At 50.2% G+C, this 17,431-nt stretch carries 12 protein-coding genes, 1 tRNA gene and 2 rRNA genes; 5 read left to right on the forward strand and 10 right to left on the reverse strand.

Annotation, left to right across the window (positions count from 1 at the left end; genetic code table 11):
- The first annotated feature begins 136 nt into the window (after window positions 1–136).
- Together glnL and glnG are read left to right on the forward strand one after the other, a co-directional pair.
- The gene (gene glnL, locus EHV07_RS23080; RefSeq protein ID WP_147200409.1) at window positions 137–1,186 is read left to right on the forward strand and encodes a nitrogen regulation protein NR(II); all 1,050 of its coding nucleotides are present in this window, start codon (window positions 137–139) and stop codon (window positions 1,184–1,186) included.
- A 7-nt stretch (window positions 1,187–1,193) separates the two neighbouring features.
- Entirely contained in the window at window positions 1,194–2,603 is a 1,410-nt protein-coding gene (gene glnG, locus EHV07_RS23085) for a nitrogen regulation protein NR(I) (RefSeq protein ID WP_147200410.1), read from the forward strand.
- 141 nt (window positions 2,604–2,744) lie between these two features.
- On the opposite strand, the gene hemN is transcribed toward glnG, so the two are convergent.
- The gene (hemN, locus tag EHV07_RS23090) at window positions 2,745–4,103 is read right to left on the reverse strand and encodes an oxygen-independent coproporphyrinogen III oxidase (RefSeq protein WP_147200708.1); all 1,359 of its coding nucleotides are present in this window, start codon (window positions 4,101–4,103) and stop codon (window positions 2,745–2,747) included.
- Between the two features lie 267 nt (window positions 4,104–4,370).
- Window positions 4,371–4,898, reverse strand: coding sequence for a Der GTPase-activating protein YihI (yihI, locus tag EHV07_RS23100; protein ID WP_147200412.1), 528 nt, complete (start codon window positions 4,896–4,898; stop codon window positions 4,371–4,373).
- A 555-nt stretch (window positions 4,899–5,453) separates the two neighbouring features.
- Here yihI and yihA point away from each other — a divergent pair.
- Entirely contained in the window at window positions 5,454–6,089 is a 636-nt protein-coding gene (gene yihA, locus EHV07_RS23110; protein WP_147200414.1) for a ribosome biogenesis GTP-binding protein YihA/YsxC, read from the forward strand.
- Between the two features lie 672 nt (window positions 6,090–6,761).
- Here the strand turns inward: yihA and polA are convergent.
- The 4 genes from polA to EHV07_RS23130 form a co-directional block, all read right to left on the reverse strand.
- Window positions 6,762–9,548, reverse strand: coding sequence for a DNA polymerase I (gene polA, locus EHV07_RS23115; protein ID WP_147200415.1), 2,787 nt, complete (start codon window positions 9,546–9,548; stop codon window positions 6,762–6,764).
- Between the two features lie 420 nt (window positions 9,549–9,968).
- Window positions 9,969–10,598 (reverse strand): thiol:disulfide interchange protein DsbA, encoded by a 630-nt coding sequence (gene dsbA / locus EHV07_RS23120; RefSeq protein WP_147200416.1) that lies wholly within the window; start codon window positions 10,596–10,598, stop codon window positions 9,969–9,971.
- Between the two features lie 46 nt (window positions 10,599–10,644).
- A complete protein-coding gene (locus tag EHV07_RS23125; protein ID WP_147200417.1) occupies window positions 10,645–11,637 on the reverse strand; it encodes a serine/threonine protein kinase in 993 nt (330 codons plus the stop codon).
- An 82-nt stretch (window positions 11,638–11,719) separates the two neighbouring features.
- On the reverse strand, window positions 11,720–11,989 hold the full coding sequence (locus EHV07_RS23130) for a YihD family protein (protein ID WP_147200418.1): 270 nt from the start codon (window positions 11,987–11,989) through the stop codon (window positions 11,720–11,722).
- Window positions 11,990–12,065: 76 nt separating this feature from the next.
- Between EHV07_RS23130 and mobA the strand changes: the two genes are divergently transcribed.
- Window positions 12,066–12,662, forward strand: coding sequence for a molybdenum cofactor guanylyltransferase MobA (gene mobA / locus EHV07_RS23135; protein ID WP_371419657.1), 597 nt, complete (start codon window positions 12,066–12,068; stop codon window positions 12,660–12,662).
- Window positions 12,662–13,168 carry a molybdopterin-guanine dinucleotide biosynthesis protein MobB gene (gene mobB, locus EHV07_RS23140; protein WP_147200419.1) on the forward strand — a complete coding sequence of 169 codons (507 nt, stop codon included), beginning with the start codon at window positions 12,662–12,664 and terminating at the stop codon, window positions 13,166–13,168. The genes mobA and mobB overlap by 1 nt, the downstream gene beginning before the upstream one ends.
- A 71-nt stretch (window positions 13,169–13,239) precedes the next feature.
- Here the strand turns inward: mobB and EHV07_RS23145 are convergent, their stop codons facing one another.
- The 4 genes from EHV07_RS23145 to EHV07_RS23160 form a co-directional block, all read right to left on the reverse strand.
- Window positions 13,240–13,557, reverse strand: a complete 318-nt coding sequence (locus EHV07_RS23145; protein WP_147200420.1) for a hypothetical protein — start codon at window positions 13,555–13,557, stop codon at window positions 13,240–13,242.
- A 393-nt stretch (window positions 13,558–13,950) separates the two neighbouring features.
- Window positions 13,951–14,066: ribosomal RNA gene (rrf, locus tag EHV07_RS23150) — 5S ribosomal RNA — on the reverse strand.
- A 104-nt stretch (window positions 14,067–14,170) separates the two neighbouring features.
- A 23S ribosomal RNA gene (locus EHV07_RS23155) occupies window positions 14,171–17,080 on the reverse strand.
- A 225-nt stretch (window positions 17,081–17,305) separates the two neighbouring features.
- Window positions 17,306–17,381: transfer RNA gene (locus tag EHV07_RS23160), tRNA-Glu, on the reverse strand.
- Window positions 17,382–17,431 lie beyond the last annotated feature (50 nt).

The following is a 17,431-nucleotide window of genomic DNA, read 5'->3' on the forward strand; positions in this document are numbered from 1 at the left end:
AAGTTCTCAGGGATTGTTGCCGTGGAAACTCTAGCCCATCTCAGGATGGGCTTTTTTCTCCACGAAATCATTGTTCAGGGAGACGGATCTCGGGTTCCATGACTATAATGCACTAAAATGGTGCAGGAGTGTGTGCATGGCAACTGGCATGCTGCCCGATGCCGGGCAGATTCTTAATTCTTTGATTAACAGTATATTGTTGGTAGATAGCGAGCTGGTTGTTCATTACGCCAACCCCGCGGCACAGCAATTGTTAGCGCAAAGTTCCCGCAAGCTGTTTGGTACGCCACTGCCAGACCTGATGGGATATTTTTCTTTAAATATCGACGTAATGCGCGAGAGTCTGAATGCAGGACAGGGTTTTACCGACAGCGAAGTGACACTGGTTGTCGACAGTCGCGCACATATTATGTCGTTAACCGCGCAGCTTTTACCCGATGGCTTAATTTTGTTGGAAATGGCACCGATGGATAATCAACGCCGTCTCAGCCAGGAACAGATCCAACATGCTCAGCAGGTGGCCGCCCGTGATTTGGTTCGGGGGTTGGCGCATGAAATTAAAAATCCGCTGGGTGGTTTACGCGGTGCAGCACAGCTGCTGGCGAAAGCCCTGCCCGATCCTTCGTTAACTGAATACACCAAAGTGATCATTGAACAGGCCGATCGCCTGCGCAATTTGGTCGATCGTCTTCTTGGCCCGCAACAGCCAGGTATGCACGTAACGCAAAGTATCCATCAGGTGGCCGAACGCGTGGTTAACCTGGTATCGATGGAGCTTCCGGATAACGTAACGCTGGTGCGGGATTACGATCCCAGCCTGCCAGAGTTACCGCACGACCCGGATCAAATCGAACAAGTTCTGTTGAATGTGGTACGCAACGCGCTGCAAGCGTTGGGTGAGCGTGGCGGAACTATAACACTCCGTACCCGCACAGCGTTTCAACTCACGCTGCACGGCGTACGTTATCGCCTGGTGGCCCGCATTGATATTGAAGATGACGGCCCGGGTATTCCTGCTCAGCTGCAGGATACGCTGTTTTACCCGATGGTGAGCGGTCGTGAGGGCGGTACGGGGTTAGGTTTATCGATAGCCCGCAGCCTGATTGACCAGCATTCGGGAAAAATAGAGTTCAGCAGCTGGCCTGGTCACACTGAATTCTCGGTTTTTCTGCCTATTCGCCAGTGAGGTTTCTATGCAACGAGGGATAGTTTGGATCGTCGATGACGATAGCTCCATCCGCTGGGTGCTTGAACGCGCGCTCACTGGAGCCGGTTTAAGCTGTGCGACCTTTGACAGCGGTAACGAGGTGCTGGATGCCCTTGCCACCAAAACCCCAGACGTTTTACTTTCAGATATTCGTATGCCCGGCATGGACGGACTGGCATTACTGAAACAGATAAAACAGCGTCACCCGATGCTTCCGGTCATCATAATGACGGCGCATTCCGATCTGGATGCAGCAGTAAGCGCCTATCAGCAAGGGGCATTTGATTATCTACCGAAACCTTTTGATATTGATGAAGCGGTAGCGCTCGTCGAACGCGCTATCAGTCACTATCAGGAGCAGCAGCAGCCGCGCAATCAGCCTGTCAGTGGACCAACGACGGATATCATCGGTGAAGCCCCGGCGATGCAGGACGTTTTCCGCATTATCGGCCGTCTTTCACGCTCTTCGATCAGCGTACTGATTAATGGCGAATCCGGTACAGGTAAAGAGCTGGTGGCTCATGCACTCCACCGGCACAGTCCACGAGCAAAGGCCCCTTTTATTGCGCTGAATATGGCTGCGATCCCTAAAGATTTGATTGAGTCGGAGCTGTTCGGCCATGAAAAGGGGGCGTTTACCGGCGCAAATCAGATTCGTCAGGGGCGTTTTGAGCAAGCCGATGGCGGCACGTTGTTTTTGGATGAAATCGGCGATATGCCGCTGGATGTGCAGACTCGCCTGCTGCGCGTATTGGCTGATGGCCAGTTCTATCGCGTTGGCGGTTACGCGCCGGTTAAGGTGGACGTACGCATTATCGCCGCAACCCACCAAAACCTGGAGCTTCGGGTGCAGGAAGGCAAATTCCGTGAGGATTTATTCCACCGCCTGAACGTGATCCGCGTGCATCTTCCCCCGCTGCGCGAGCGCCGTGAGGATATTCCACGGCTGGCACGCTATTTCCTGCAGGTTGCCGCTCGCGAACTGGGTGTGGAAGCGAAAATTCTGCATCCGGAAACAGAAACGGCGCTAACCCGTTTGCACTGGTCGGGTAACGTTCGCCAGCTTGAGAACACCTGCCGCTGGTTAACCGTTATGGCGGCGGGGCAGGAAGTATTGATTCAGGACCTGCCGCCTGAGCTGTTCGAAACCTCAACGCCTGATAACCCGGTACAGTCCCTGCCGGACAGCTGGGCAACGCTGCTGGCGCAGTGGGCCGACCGCGCGCTGCGTTCCGGTCATCAAAATCTGCTGTCGGAAGCGCAGCCAGAGATGGAGCGAACGCTGCTGACCACGGCTCTGCGCCATACGCAGGGTCACAAGCAGGAGGCGGCCAGGCTGCTGGGCTGGGGACGAAACACCCTGACCCGCAAGCTGAAAGAGCTGGGAATGGAGTAGGTGTCAGCCAAAAATTTCCCTCCCCTGGAGGGAAATCCCTTTCAGCCTGTGGTATTCCGCTCGTAAAAGCGGATTCGCTGTAGGATTCTGACTAAAAAAGCCGGCATCAAAAATGGATGCCGGCTTTTCTTGTTGAGCGCTTCAGATGACCCGCGAGAATTGCTGCCTGCGCGCCTTCTGACGCAGGTAAACGTCAAAGCACATGCAGATATTCCTGACCAGCATTCGCCCCTGAGGCGTGACCTGGAGGCCGTCTCTGTGGCATTCCACCAGCCCATCTTCAATAAAAGGCGCCAGCAGCGCCAAATCTTCCGCAAAATAGCGCTGAAATGGTCTTTCTGCCGTTTCAAAACGGGAAAATTCCAGAGAAAAATTACACATCAACGTTTTAATGACCTCTCGCCGCAGACAGTCATCTTCCGTAAGCTTTACGCCACGCCAGAGCGCGGTTTTCTGCGCTGCGACTGCGGCATACCAGCTTTTCAGCTCTTTTTGATTCTGTGCATAGCTGTCGCCGATCATACTAATTGCTGAAACGCCCATCCCCAGTAAATCCGTGTCGCCCTGAGTGGTATATCCCTGGAAGTTGCGGTGCAGACGCCCTTCTCGTTGGGCTATCGCCAGTTCATCATCAGGACGCGCAAAGTGATCCATGCCGATAAACTGATAGCCTTCTTTCGTCAGAAAGGCGACGGACTGCTGCAAAATCGTCAGCTTTTGCTGAGTGTCAGGCAGATCGGCCTCTTTGATTTTACGCTGGGCGGCGAAAAGCATCGGCATATGCGCATAGTTAAATACGCTGAGCCGATCCGGCTTCAGGCTGACAACCTTCTGTAGCGTAAAAGCAAAGCTTTCCGGGGTTTGCTTTGGTAAGCCATAAATCAGATCCAGATTGGTCGAAGTGAACCCCAGCCGTTTCGCACGCTGAAGCAGAGCGACAATGGTCTCTTCATCCTGAATGCGATTAACCTTCTCCTGCACTTCTTTATTAAAATCCTGCACGCCCATGCTCAGGCGGGTAAAACCCGCGGCGTAAAGATGGTCCAGAACATCCAGCTCAATCTCGCGCGGATCCACTTCAATGGATAACTCAGCGTTATCACTAAAGGTAAAATGTTGCTTCAACAGATCGATTAACCGGGTTATCTGCGCTTTGCTCAAGTAAGTGGGCGTGCCGCCTCCCCAGTGCATTTGCGTGACGATACGGTGCCTGAACAACGTGGAACGCGCTTTAATTTCAACGGCCAGCGCCTGCAAGTAGTCATCGACTTTATGCGGATGTCGGGTGATAACCTTATTGCAGCCGCAGAAATAGCAAAGCCGGTGACAAAAGGGAATATGAATATACAGTGAGAGCGGGCGATCGGGATAACGCTGGCTGGCATGTATGAAAGCGGACTCGTCATAGTCCTGATGAAATTCCAGCGCGGTAGGATAAGAAGTGTAGCGAGGTCCGGAGACGTTATACTTTTGGATCAGGTTCTGATCCCACTCAATCATCTGTGTCACGGTATTCACTCCTTCGCTGGCGCCGGGATGCAGACCGTCGGACGAATGGAGCCATTGAAGGCGGAGAGACGGTCGTTCTGCGCAGGCGTTTTTTCAGCCTGGACAGACGACGTAGTTTAACGAAGACCCAGCCGAGCCCGCAGAGCAGAATCAGCATGTAAATTGATCCAGGCCAATTCATTGCCAGAGAAACCTTTTGCAACGGGGGGACGCTTACAGGCGTCCCCCGGTTTAGCGTCTAAAAGCGTGCTCAGAGGATCAGTTGCCGCCTTTCAACAAGCGATACATGTCTTCTTCTGCTTCTTCATCTTCAACATCATCATCCAGCGCGATGCCGAGCTGCTCCATCAGCACATCGATGCGATCGAGCGTTTGATCAAGCCATGCCTGATCTTCTGCTTTTAAGGTTTCGCCTTTTTCCAGACGATCCAGCAGCTCATCCAGGCGCTCGTCATTTTCCAGCATGGCCAGTTCTTCTTCCGGCGCCAGCTTCGGTTTTTTTTCTACCGCAGCTTTGGCTGGCTTGACGCTTTTTTTCGCTGGCTGGGCCTGTGCCGCCGCGGCGCCCAACGCAACGGGCTTTTTGCTGCCGATACGGGGATCCTGATCTTTGTTTTTTCCGCCGTTTTTATTTTCAGCCGTCACTGGATTGGCACGACTTCCCGATGCGTTACCGCGATGTTTTTTATCACGTTTACGATCGCGTGCTTCCGTGTTGATTTCATCGCGCGTTTTGCGTTTGGCCGCCGGTTTTTTCTTCTGGGGCTCGCGTGCAGGTTGTTTCATGGTTTCTGCTCTCAGACTATTTATCTTCAGTATAGAATTGCGGCGGAATCTAGCAGAAAGCAGACAAAGAAAAAAGGCGCCAGGTCACCCTGTCGCCTTTTTTCACACCTTCCGCAGAAGGACTGACTTAGTCAGCATCCTTTTTAGCATACAACGTCCCGGTTTTCCTTTGCCAGGTCGTCCCTCCGGACGCTTCCTCTTCCTTTACAGACATGCATCCCTGATGCCTTTCCTTCCCTGCTCTACATCTTCCTGATGTTCCCTGAGCGCTTCATCCTGAAGTGAACCTTCATGGTTCTGTCAACTAATGTAGACCATATGGATAAACTAACAAGTTAGGTAGTGAAGTAATTTAATTTTTTATGCACTTAAGATTATTAATGTTTTGATATTAAAGTTATTTTTAATTTAAACCTGCTCAAAAAAGAGGAAACGGCTGGCACTGATAATAGCCGATCTCTCACAAAATCCTGGCCAGGCTGCGCTCGGCTGGGCGCTTTCAATCTATACAGGGTATACTCTGCGCAATTGTTCTTATTATCTGGAGTTTTTATCTTGTCTGGCTGGAATTATCACGTTACCCATTTTGTCACCAGCGCACCTGACATTCGTCACCTTCCACCCGATCTGGGTATTGAAGTTGCCTTTGCCGGACGTTCTAACGCGGGCAAGTCCAGCGCGCTGAATACGCTGACCAATCAGAAAAGCCTGGCCCGTACCAGTAAGACGCCAGGAAGGACGCAGCTAATCAATCTGTTCCAGGTTGCTGAAGGCTATCGTCTGGTCGATTTACCCGGTTACGGCTACGCCGAAGTCCCGGAAGAGATGAAGCTGAAATGGCAGCGCGCGCTGGCAGAATACCTGCAACAGCGTGAGTGTCTGAAAGGGTTAGTCGTACTGATGGACATTCGCCATCCGCTGAAAGATCTCGATCAGCAGATGATTCAGTGGGCAGTGCAGAGCGGCATTCAGGTGCTGGTACTCTTAACCAAGGCTGACAAACTCGCTTCCGGTGCCCGTAAAGCTCAGCTGAATCTGGTACGTGAAGCGGCAAAAGGCTTTGTCGGTGATGTGCAGGTTGAGATGTTCTCATCCCTGAAAAAGATTGGAGTGGATAAGCTGCGCTTTAAGCTGGATGACTGGTTCAGAGAAATCCCCCCTGCGACAGAAGCAGATTTTCCCGCGGAGTAATGGCTGGAAATCCTGAATAGCGCCCAATAAAAAACGCCCCAGTCATAACGACTGGGGCGGCTAAATATTCAGCCAAATCCGATTACGTGAAGTAAAAGGTCTGAAAGATAGAACATCTTACCTCTGTACCCTACGTCTTAAACTCTACATGATTTTGCGCACCCTCAAAAGGGTTTTTTGTAGTTAATTTTCATAAAAGTCCGTCTGTTATCTAATCCAGCTCACAGAAAAAAGTATTGCTTGTAGCTTAATTACAAGAAAAATGCTTGCACGATAACGGCTTAGGCGAATATCTGAGCACTAATGTACATCGTTTATCGGCTTTGGACGCCGATACGACGAGCTTTGCAGGCATGGCGGAAAAAACAGTCAGGGTAGGATGCTTACTGCCCAGCGCTTTATAGCGGAGCTGATTATGAGAGGTACTGCAATGGCGAAAAAAACTTTTACATCTCCGGCAATGCTTATTTTTTATAAGAAAATATCAATTTTGAATATTATTAAATTAAATTTAAAAATCATTTTTATAAATCAATAAATAACGAGATAGCTTATATTATTTCCTGCACGTTCATAATTTTATTAAATACGCGCCAGGATTAATCATTGAGATAAAGAGTATGGAATGAGGCTGATGTCATATCAGCCTCATTAGCCCTTTACCGGTAAGAATTAATGCGCTTCATCCCAGTTATTGCCCACTCCAACATCAACGCGAAGCGGTACATCCAGCAGCATACTCCCTTCCATTAACTGGCGAATTTTTGCCGTTGCGGCTTCCACTTCCGATGTTTTAACTTCAAACACCAGTTCATCGTGAACCTGCATGATCATTTTCACTTCAGGTTTCTTCTGTGGCGTCAGCCATTCATCAACGGCAATCATCGCCTTTTTGATAATATCGGCAGCCGTTCCCTGCATAGGTGCGTTAATTGCCGCACGCTCTGCCGCCTTACGACGCATCGCATTGCTGGCTTTAATATCTGGCAGATAGAGACGACGCCCATCGAGCGTGGAAACATAACCTTTTTCTGCCGCCTGCTGGCGGGTACTTTCCATATACTCCAGCACGCCAGGGTAGCGTTCAAAGTAGAGATCCATATACTTCTTCGCTTCGCCGGCACCAATATTTAACTGACGTGAAAGACCGAAGGCGCTCATGCCATAAATCAGACCGAAGTTGATTGCCTTAGCACTGCGTCGCTGTTCACCGGTAACTTTATCCAGTGCCATACCAAATACTTCTGCTGCGGTGGCGCGGTGGATATCCTGACCTTCAGAGAAGGCGCTCAGTAACCCTTTATCCTGAGAGAGATGAGCCATGATGCGCAGCTCAATCTGAGAATAGTCCGCAGCAACAATTTGATGATCTTTTGAGGCAATAAAAGCCTGACGAATGCGTCGTCCCTCATCATTACGAACCGGGATATTTTGCAGGTTAGGATCGGTAGAGGAAAGACGGCCCGTGGCCGTCACTGCCTGGTGGTAAGAAGTGTGAACGCGTCCTGTTAACGGATTAATCATCAGCGGCAGCTTATCGGTATAGGTCGATTTCAGCTTCGAAAGGCCACGATGCTCCAGGATCACTTTTGGCAGTGGATAATCCAGCGCCAGCTCGGCCAGAACTTCTTCTGAAGTGGAAGGCGCGCCGCCAGGCGTTTTTTTGGTCGCCTTAATACCTTGTTTTTCAAAGAGGATAGTTTGCAGCTGCTTTGTTGACGAGAGGTTGAACGGCTCGCCTGCCAGCTCATGCGCCTTTAACTCCAGCTCCGCCAGTCGCGTGGTTAGTTCCTGCGAATGTTTAGCCAGAATCCCCTGATCGATCAGCACCCCGTTGCGTTCAATACGCGAGATTACCGAAACCAGAGGCATTTCAATCTCTTCAAATACCTGCTTCGGACCCTGCTCTTTTTCCAGTTCAGGCCACATTTTCAGATGCAGCTGTAGCGTCACATCCGCATCTTCCGCCGCATAATGCGCTGCCTGCTCCAGCGCGATTTGATTGAACGTCAGCTGCTTTTTACCCTTCCCGGCGATCTCTTCGAAGGTCACCGTTTTATGATTAAGCCAGCGTGATGCCAATGTGTCCATATCATGTCGTCCTGCCACGCTATTCAGCGCGTAGGATTCCAGCATGGTATCGAATTTAATGCCTTGTAGTTCGATATCGTAATTTTTTAACACGCCGCGGTCATACTTCAGGTTTTGCCCGACTTTCAACAAATCGCTGTTTTCCAGTAAGGGTTTCAGACGTGCCAGCACGCTTTGGCGATCCAACTGCGCTGGCGCATCCAGATAATCATGCGCCACCGGCAGATAAGCAGCTTCGCCTGGCGCTACTGCAAAAGAAATGCCGACAATGTTGGCGCTCAGCGTATCAAGTGAGTCGGTTTCCAGGTCGAAGGCAAACAGCGCGCTGCTCTGTAACTTATCCAGCCAGCTGTCGAAAGTCGCTTCATCAAGAATGGTGACATACCCATCGGAGGAAAGCGTACTGGTCGCAATGGGTTGCTCTTCAACCTGTTCGACCAGCGCTTTCTGAGCGGCCGGATGACTCTTTTTGCCCTGAAGCCACTTGCCTTCTTCAAGGTCAGCGATCCAGCGTTTAAATTCGTAATGGCGGAACAGACCAACAAGTTCCCCGACGGCAGGCTCACTGACCGTGAGTTCCTCGCAGGTGAGATCTAACTGTACATCGGTTTTGATGGTCGCTAGCTGATAAGAAAGGAAAGCGACCTCTTTGTTTTGCTCAAGTTTAGCGGCCATGGTTTTTGCACCGCGGAAAGAAAGCTCAGCGACCTTATCAAGGTTCTCATAGATATCTTTGATACCACCGAGTCCCTGTAGTAAGGCCTGGGCTGTTTTCTCTCCCACGCCGGGCACACCCGGGATGTTATCCGAGGAGTCACCCATTAATGCCAGAAAATCGATAATGAGCGAAGGCGGGATACCGTATTTGGTGATCACTTCTTCAGGGCCAAGGATGGCGTTATTCATGGTGTTGATCAGCGTGATATCTGGCGTCACCAGCTGCGCCATATCTTTATCACCCGTACTGATCAGAACCGGTATCCCTTTACGGCCAGCCTCCAGCGCCAGCGTCCCAATAACATCGTCTGCTTCTACACCCGATACCGCCAGCAAGGGCAGTCCCATCGCCCTGACCATATTATGCAGAGGCTCGATTTGAGCCCGCAAATCATCCGGCATCGGTGGACGGTGGGATTTATAATGCTCAAACAATTCGTCACGGAACGTTTTACCTTTGGCATCAAAAACCACAGCAACGTGGCTGGGCTTATATTGCAACAGCAGGCTGCGCAGCATATTCAGCACGCCGTACATCGCTCCAGTAGGCTCACCGGCGCTATTGGTCAGTGGAGGGAACGCGTGATAAGCGCGATAAAGGTAAGAAGATCCATCCACAAGAATAAGCGGGTTTTCTGCAATTTGTGCCATAAGTTGTCACGTTCTTCGTTGATTTAAACAATGCGGTAAGGATGCCACAGCTACACCTGAAAAATGAAATAACTCCGCGGGTTAACCGGTAAAATGTGACGGTTCTGCGGTCAGCCTCGCAATGAAAAGCTGTGGATAAGTTTGTGTGTAAAATTCATAACACATAAGTATAAATATATAATCGAAGATCGAAATCCTTTAAAAGAGAGTATTTTCATAAAGTTATAGCGGACTTCTGTTTTTTCAACAGAACAAGGAAGGATCTTTTCAGATGTGGATATGAATTATTTACTTCTGCGATCGGACGGGATCTTTCACTGGAAATATTATCTTAAGCGCGTTTATATTTTACTTTCCCGAAACTGCCGGGTCAGGAACAACAACGCCGGCATTGCGCCGGCGTTCTGCTAAAACAGCAAATTACTTTTGCGTCAGCAGGTATTTCACAACGTTAGCATATTGCTGAACATAGTTGTCCATCGAGCTGGTATCCAGGCCACCATTGTTAACCATAAACTTACCGTTAACGAACATGGCTGGTACGCCCTGCAACTCAACATCTGCCGCAGCTTTCTCTTGTTGTGCAACCAAAGATTTGACCACGAAGCTATTCCAGGCAGCGTCATACTCCTCAGGCTTAATACGTGCCGCTTTAACAAACGCGTCTTTCAGGGATGACGGATCGTTGATGGTCTGCGTTTTCTGGATGCCATCAAAAATTGGCGCGGTAACTTTGTCTTCCACACCCAGCGCCATCGCCACAGCCCACGCCTGCGTAACCGTTTTACCCATCTCGCCACCTAAGAATTCGACGTGGTATTTCGTCACTTTGGTGTTGGCTGGCAGGCTTTTCTTCACGGTATCACTGACGTGCCAAACACGCTCGAATTCATAGCAGTGCGGACAATAGAATGAGAAAAACTCCAGAACCTGAGGCTCGCCGGTGACGGGTTTCTGGAGACTACGGTATTGCTGGCCCTCGTTGAACTGGGCAGCAGAGGCGCTGAAAGCCAGAACCATACCCATCAGTGCCATAAAAATCTTCTTCATCTGGAAACTCTCTCCTAACAGCAAAAGGACCTGACCGGGAAGACGATCAGCCCTGGAATGCGGGCATCAGCTGCAGCGGTGGCTCCTGCAACAGCCTGGCCTGCTCGTTAAAAAGGGAAATCTGCCTGCGCCAGAAATCCTCATCCGTCATCCACGGAAAACTTGCGGGAAATGCGGGATCCTGCCAGCGGCGAACAACCCACGCCAGATAATAAACCATCCTCATGGCGCGTAAAGGCTCAATCAGTGACAATTCGTGTGTATCGAACTCACTGAATTCACTATAGGCTTCAAGCAGAATATCCCACTGAATGCGTTGCTCCTGAACATCTCCGTTGATCAGCATCCAGAGATCCTGTACTGCCGGACCGTTGCGGGCATCATCAAGGTCGACGAAGAATGGCCCATCGCGCCAGAGAATATTCCCAGGATGACAGTCGCCATGCAGCCGCAATGGCTGCCACTGAGTATGCCAACACGTTTGTAAAATAGCGCCAAGTTTTCTGACGCTGACTAATAAACTTTCTTTTAACTTGCCGGGGATTAACGTGCTGGCTTCCAGAACCTGTAGAGGTTCCGCAATGTATTCTTCCAGCCCTATCGTGGGACGAGCGGCAAAGGTGCTCTTACGCCCGGTTTGATGAATACGCCCAAGGAAACGGCCAACCCATTCCAGTTGATCGTAGTTATCCGTTTCGTACTGGCGGCCCCCCAGGCTGGGGAATACAGTAAACAGGTACCCGTCATGCTGATGCAATGTCTGCCCGTTTAATGCCAAAGGGGCTGCAACGGGCACTTCATCTGCCAGCAGCTCAGCCGTAAACTGATGCTCTTCTAAGATCTGTTCCTGCGACCAGCGCTGAGGACGGTAAAACTTTACCACATAGCGCTTTCTGTCCTCATCTGAGAACTGATAAACCCGGTTTTCATAGCTGTTCAGCGCGGTTAGCCCTGACTCCACACGGATACCGGTTTGCCATATCGCATCCAAAATGGTATCAGGGTTTAAATTTTGAAAGTTAAAAGCAGGCTCTTTCATCCGGCGCTCTCGTAGATAATCACAATGAGTTAGCGATCAAGAATATCATTAAACGCAGGCAACGACGGATGATGGCAAGGATTTAATCTTTGATTACGCCTCGCGCACGCAAAATGGCTGTTTTGAAATCTTCTTCATAATCTTTTTTCAGCCCTGGGATGGCTTCATTTTTATTGCTGTCGCGCATCTTCAGGTGATAAATCAAAACATCATCAGTCAGCTCGTCGAGAGGCTGCTTGAATCCTGCTTCATCAGCCAGTTTCTTTAAGAACTGCACTAAATTGAGATCGGGGTCCTGTTGCCAGGCGGGCTGTAACAGCGAGATTAATTCATTAAGACGGTGACATTTCATAACTGGATTCCGGTTTCAGGGCAGATTCAGGTAAGTTAGCAGGCTTAACCTTACAAGAGAAGAGGGTATTAGCGTTATGAGCATCAGTTCCCCGACAATAATGACATCGGTGACGGGCGTCATCCTGGCTGGCGGCCGTGGTAGCCGTATGAGGGGAGAGGATAAAGGATTAGTCCTGTATCACGGGAAGCCTCTTTATCAACATGTATTGGCTCGCTTGCAGCCTCAGGTGGGCAAAGTCTGTATCAGCGCCAACCGCAATCAGGCTGTTTATCAGCAAAGTGGTCTGCCGGTAATAACGGATTCGCTGCCTGATTTCCCTGGCCCATTAGCGGGGATGCTGGCTGCACTGGAGAAGATTGATACGGAATGGGCGATATTTGCTTCCTGTGACACCCCTTTACTGCCAGATGATTTGGTTGCGCGCCTGTGGCAGGAAAAAAAGGAGGCACTCGCCGTATGGGCCCGTTCAGCAGGACGCGATCACCCCACGCTGGCATTGGTACACATCAGCCTCGCTCCACAGCTGGCTGCTTTTTTGGCTGGCGGGCAACGGAAAGTTATGATCTTTTTGCAGCAGACAGGAGGATGTACCGTGTGTTTCGACGATTGTCCTGAGGCATTTATCAATATCAATCACCACCAGGATCTTCTTACCGGAGTAAAAAGCTGATGATTCCTCTCTTAGCTATTGCGGCCTGGAGCGGGACCGGAAAAACAACACTGCTGAAGCAGGTGATTGCTATTTTAAAGGAACGTGGAATACGTGCTGGTTTGATCAAACACACCCATCATGATATGGATATAGATACGCCCGGCAAAGATAGCTACGAATTGCGTAAGGCAGGCGCCGATCAAGTGATGGTTTACAACCCTCAGCGCTGGGCGTTGATCACTGAGACACCGCAACAGACAGAACCCGATCTCTCTTTCCTTGTCAGTCGGATGGACCCTTCCCTGCTGGATATCATTCTGCTGGAAGGCTTCAAACACGAGCCGGTCGCTAAAATTGTTTTGTGGCGCGGGGGAGATGAAAAACGTTTCGATGAGCTTGTTGATGAACATGTTATTGCGGTTGCCAGCGATCGTGAGTTATCACTGTCAGTTCCACATCTTAATATAAATAATCCTGTCGAAATTTCAGATTTTATATTGGCATGGATAAACGTGAAATCATGACGCCTTTTATCACGGAGGGGCGTTAAAAGGCAGAAGCGAACTCACTTCTGCCTTATTATTATGGCGTACTGTTACGCACCAGCGTTAATGAGCACATCCCATACTGAATTAGCGCGCGCCAGAGAATCTGTAACGCCTTCAGCAGCACCAATAACGCCACCAAAAACTACGCCCCAGATAGAACCGAACAGGCCACCTAAAACGCCTTGAACCGGAGCCAGAATACCGCTGGTCATGCCGTCAGTACGAGCGGAGATGTTCCAGGCGTCCCATGCTACAGACATTCCTCCAGCGACTGCACCAATGATAGCGCCGCCCATGGAATCAAAAACATTAGCACTAACGCCACCATAAACCTTATCAATTTCAATCAAAGTAAGTTCTTTCATCTTTTTTTCCTTTGTTATAAAAAATTATGCTGCGTTTCTTTATCCGCACAAACTATATGTGCGTTAAAACAACATTATCATCTCTTTTTTTTAAAGGATCTTAAATAGTAATAATTTTAATTTAATTGAAATAATAGGAATTTATAGGGAATCTATCGGTGGATATAATTATAACAGGATAACTGTAAGCTAAAATTATTGATGTAATATCTCATTTATTATAAATATTCAGGCAATAATTATTACCGTTGTTTCAATATAAGAACTTTATTTTGCGTGTTTGTAACAAATAATTCAGACCTGTTTTTAATATCGCAAAGGGGTTTAAAAAATTTTTTATCGATTATAACGCAAAAAACCCTGACCGTGAGGTCAGGGTTATCGCGATTTGATGCCTGGCAGTTCCCTACTCTCGCATGGGGAGACCCCACACTACCATCGGCGCTACGGCGTTTCACTTCTGAGTTCGGCATGGGGTCAGGTGGGACCACCGCGCTAAAGCCGCCAGGCAAATTCTGTTATTCACGCCGCCATAAAGGCCGCGCAAATTTATCCGGTTAACAAGCTGAAAATCTTTGCGTCTCTCCACGCTACAGAACGCTTCTGGCGTTGTAAGGTTAAGCCTCACGGGTCATTAGTACCGGTTAGCTCAACGCATCGCTGCGCTTACACACCCGGCCTATCAACGTCGTAGTCTTCAACGTCCCTTCAGGTGGCTTAAAGCCACAGGGAGAACTCATCTCGAGGCAAGTTTCGCGCTTAGATGCTTTCAGCGCTTATCTTTTCCGCACTTAGCTACCGGGCAGTGCCATTGGCATGACAACCCGAACACCAGTGGTGCGTTCACTCCGGTCCTCTCGTACTAGGAGCAACCCCTCTCAATTCTCCAGCGCCCACGGCAGATAGGGACCGAACTGTCTCACGACGTTCTAAACCCAGCTCGCGTACCACTTTAAACGGCGAACAGCCGTACCCTTGGGACCTACTTCAGCCCCAGGATGTGATGAGCCGACATCGAGGTGCCAAACACCGCCGTCGATATGAACTCTTGGGCGGTATCAGCCTGTTATCCCCGGAGTACCTTTTATCCGTTGAGCGATGGCCCTTCCATTCAGAACCACCGGATCACTATGACCTGCTTTCGCACCTGCTCGAGCCGTCACTCTCGCAGTCAAGCCAGCTTATGCCATTGCACTAACCTCACGATGTCCGACCGTGATTAGCTGACCTTCGTGCTCCTCCGTTACTCTTTGGGAGGAGACCGCCCCAGTCAAACTACCCACCAGACACTGTCCCCACGCCGGATCACGGCGCCAGGTTAGAACATCAAACGTTAAAGGGTGGTATTTCAAGGTTGGCTCCACGCAGACTGGCGTCCACGCTTCAAAGCCTCCCACCTATCCTACACATCAAGGCTCAATGTTCAGTGTCAAGCTGTAGTAAAGGTTCACGGGGTCTTTCCGTCTTGCCGCGGGTACACTGCATCTTCACAGCGAGTTCAATTTCACTGAGTCTCGGGTGGAGACAGCCTGGCCATCATTACGCCATTCGTGCAGGTCGGAACTTACCCGACAAGGAATTTCGCTACCTTAGGACCGTTATAGTTACGGCCGCCGTTTACCGGGGCTTCGATCAAGAGCTTCTCCTTGCGGATAACCCCATCAATTAACCTTCCGGCACCGGGCAGGCGTCACACCGTATACGTCCACTTTCGTGTTTGCACAGTGCTGTGTTTTTAATAAACAGTTGCAGCCAGCTGGTATCTTCGACTGGCTTCAGCTCCGGGAGCAAGTCCCTTCACCTACGCGCCAGCGTGCCTTCTCCCGAAGTTACGGCACCATTTTGCCTAGTTCCTTCACCCGAGTTCTCTCAAGCGCCTTGGTATTCTCTACCTGACCACCTGTGTCGGTTTGGGGTACGATTCTGTGTTACCTGATGCTTAGAGGCTTTTCCTGGAAGCAGGGCATTTGTTACTTCAGCACCGTAGTGCCTCGTCATCACGCCTCAGCCTTAAAGAGTTCCGGATTTGCCTGGAACTCAAGCCTACACGCTTAAACCGGGACAACCGTCGCCCGGCCAACATAGCCTTCTCCGTCCCCCCTTCGCAGTAACACCGAGTACAGGAATATTAACCTGTTTCCCATCGACTACGCCTTTCGGCCTCGCCTTAGGGGTCGACTCACCCTGCCCCGATTAACGTTGGACAGGAACCCTTGGTCTTCCGGCGAGCGGGCTTTTCACCCGCTTTATCGTTACTTATGTCAGCATTCGCACTTCTGATACCTCCAGCAGACCTCACAGTCCACCTTCGACGGCTTACAGAACGCTCCCCTACCCAACAACGCATAAGCGTCGCTGCCGCAGCTTCGGTGCATGGTTTAGCCCCGTTACATCTTCCGCGCAGGCCGACTCGACCAGTGAGCTATTACGCTTTCTTTAAATGATGGCTGCTTCTAAGCCAACATCCTGGCTGTCTGTGCCTTCCCACATCGTTTCCCACTTAACCATGACTTTGGGACCTTAGCTGGCGGTCTGGGTTGTTTCCCTCTTCACGACGGACGTTAGCACCCGCCGTGTGTCTCCCGTGATAACATTCTTCGGTATTCGCAGTTTGCATCGGGTTGGTAAGCCGGGATGGCCCCCTAGCCGAAACAGTGCTCTACCCCCGAAGATGAATTCACGAGGCGCTACCTAAATAGCTTTCGGGGAGAACCAGCTATCTCCCGGTTTGATTGGCCTTTCACCCCCAGCCACAAGTCATCCGCTAATTTTTCAACATTAGTCGGTTCGGTCCTCCAGTTAGTGTTACCCAACCTTCAACCTGCCCATGGCTAGATCACCGGGTTTCGGGTCTATACCCTGCAACTTAACGCCCAGTTAAGACTCGGTTTCCCTGCGGCTCCCCTATACGGTTAACCTTGCTACAGAATATAAGTCGCTGACCCATTATACAAAAGGTACGCAGTCACCCTGATAAATCAAGGCTCCCACTGCTTGTACGTACACGGTTTCAGGTTCTGTTTCACTCCCCTCGCCGGGGTTCTTTTCGCCTTTCCCTCACGGTACTGGTTCACTATCGGTCAGTCAGGAGTATTTAGCCTTGGAGGATGGTCCCCCCATATTCAGACAGGATATCACGTGTCCCGCCCTACTCATCGAACTCACAGTAAGTGCATTTTTGTGTACGGGAGTATCACCCTGTACCCTGCGACTTTCCAGACGCTTCCACTAATGCACAAACTGATTCAGGTTCTGGGCTGTTCCCCGTTCGCTCGCCGCTACTGGGGGAATCTCGGTTGATTTCTTTTCCTCTGGGTACTTAGATGTTTCAGTTCCCCAGGTTCGCCTCGCAACACTATGTATTCATGTTGCGATGATGCACCGTAGTGCACCGGGTTTCCCCATTCGGGTATCGTCGGTTGTTGCGGTTCATATCACCTTACCGACGCTTATCGCAGATTAGCACGCCCTTCATCGCCTCTGACTGCCAGGGCATCCACCGTGTACGCTTAGTCACTTAACCTCACAACCCACAAGCGTCCCGAAAGACACTGCTGTTGTAAGCATTTGAGAGACTCGAACACATCGTTTTGTTTACCCTTATTACGGAGGATAAACACGACGTGTCGTTTCAATTTTCAGCTTGTTCCGGATTGTTAAAGAGCAAATATCTCAAACGTGACTCACCGTTAAGGCGGAATCAGTTTTGAGATACTGGTTGATAATGTCTTTCACTCATTATCAGGTATGGCGTCCCCAAGGGGATTCGAACCCCTGTTACAGCCGTGAAAGGGCAGTGTCCTGGGCCTCTAGACGATGGGGACTCAGTAATACTTTTGCTCGTTACTTTTCTATCAGACAATCTGTGTGAGCA

This window comes from Pantoea sp. CCBC3-3-1 (assembly GCF_007981265.1).
In the GTDB taxonomy this organism is placed as follows: domain Bacteria; phylum Pseudomonadota; class Gammaproteobacteria; order Enterobacterales; family Enterobacteriaceae; genus Erwinia.

Coding starts and splice junctions, on each gene's coding strand:
- glnL (WP_147200409.1), top strand. CDS start 137: ATGGCAACTGGCATGCTGCCCGATGCCGGGCAGATTCTTAATTCTTTG.
- glnG (WP_147200410.1), top strand. CDS start 1,194: ATGCAACGAGGGATAGTTTGGATCGTCGATGACGATAGCTCCATCCGC.
- hemN (WP_147200708.1), bottom strand. CDS start 4,103: ATGATTGAGTGGGATCAGAACCTGATCCAAAAGTATAACGTCTCCGGA.
- yihI (WP_147200412.1), bottom strand. CDS start 4,898: ATGAAACAACCTGCACGCGAGCCCCAGAAGAAAAAACCGGCGGCCAAA.
- polA (WP_147200415.1), bottom strand. CDS start 9,548: ATGGCACAAATTGCAGAAAACCCGCTTATTCTTGTGGATGGATCTTCT.
- dsbA (WP_147200416.1), bottom strand. CDS start 10,598: ATGAAGAAGATTTTTATGGCACTGATGGGTATGGTTCTGGCTTTCAGC.
- EHV07_RS23125 (WP_147200417.1), bottom strand. CDS start 11,637: ATGAAAGAGCCTGCTTTTAACTTTCAAAATTTAAACCCTGATACCATT.
- EHV07_RS23130 (WP_147200418.1), bottom strand. CDS start 11,989: ATGAAATGTCACCGTCTTAATGAATTAATCTCGCTGTTACAGCCCGCC.
- mobA (WP_371419657.1), top strand. CDS start 12,066: ATGAGCATCAGTTCCCCGACAATAATGACATCGGTGACGGGCGTCATC.
- mobB (WP_147200419.1), top strand. CDS start 12,662: ATGATTCCTCTCTTAGCTATTGCGGCCTGGAGCGGGACCGGAAAAACA.
- EHV07_RS23145 (WP_147200420.1), bottom strand. CDS start 13,557: ATGAAAGAACTTACTTTGATTGAAATTGATAAGGTTTATGGTGGCGTT.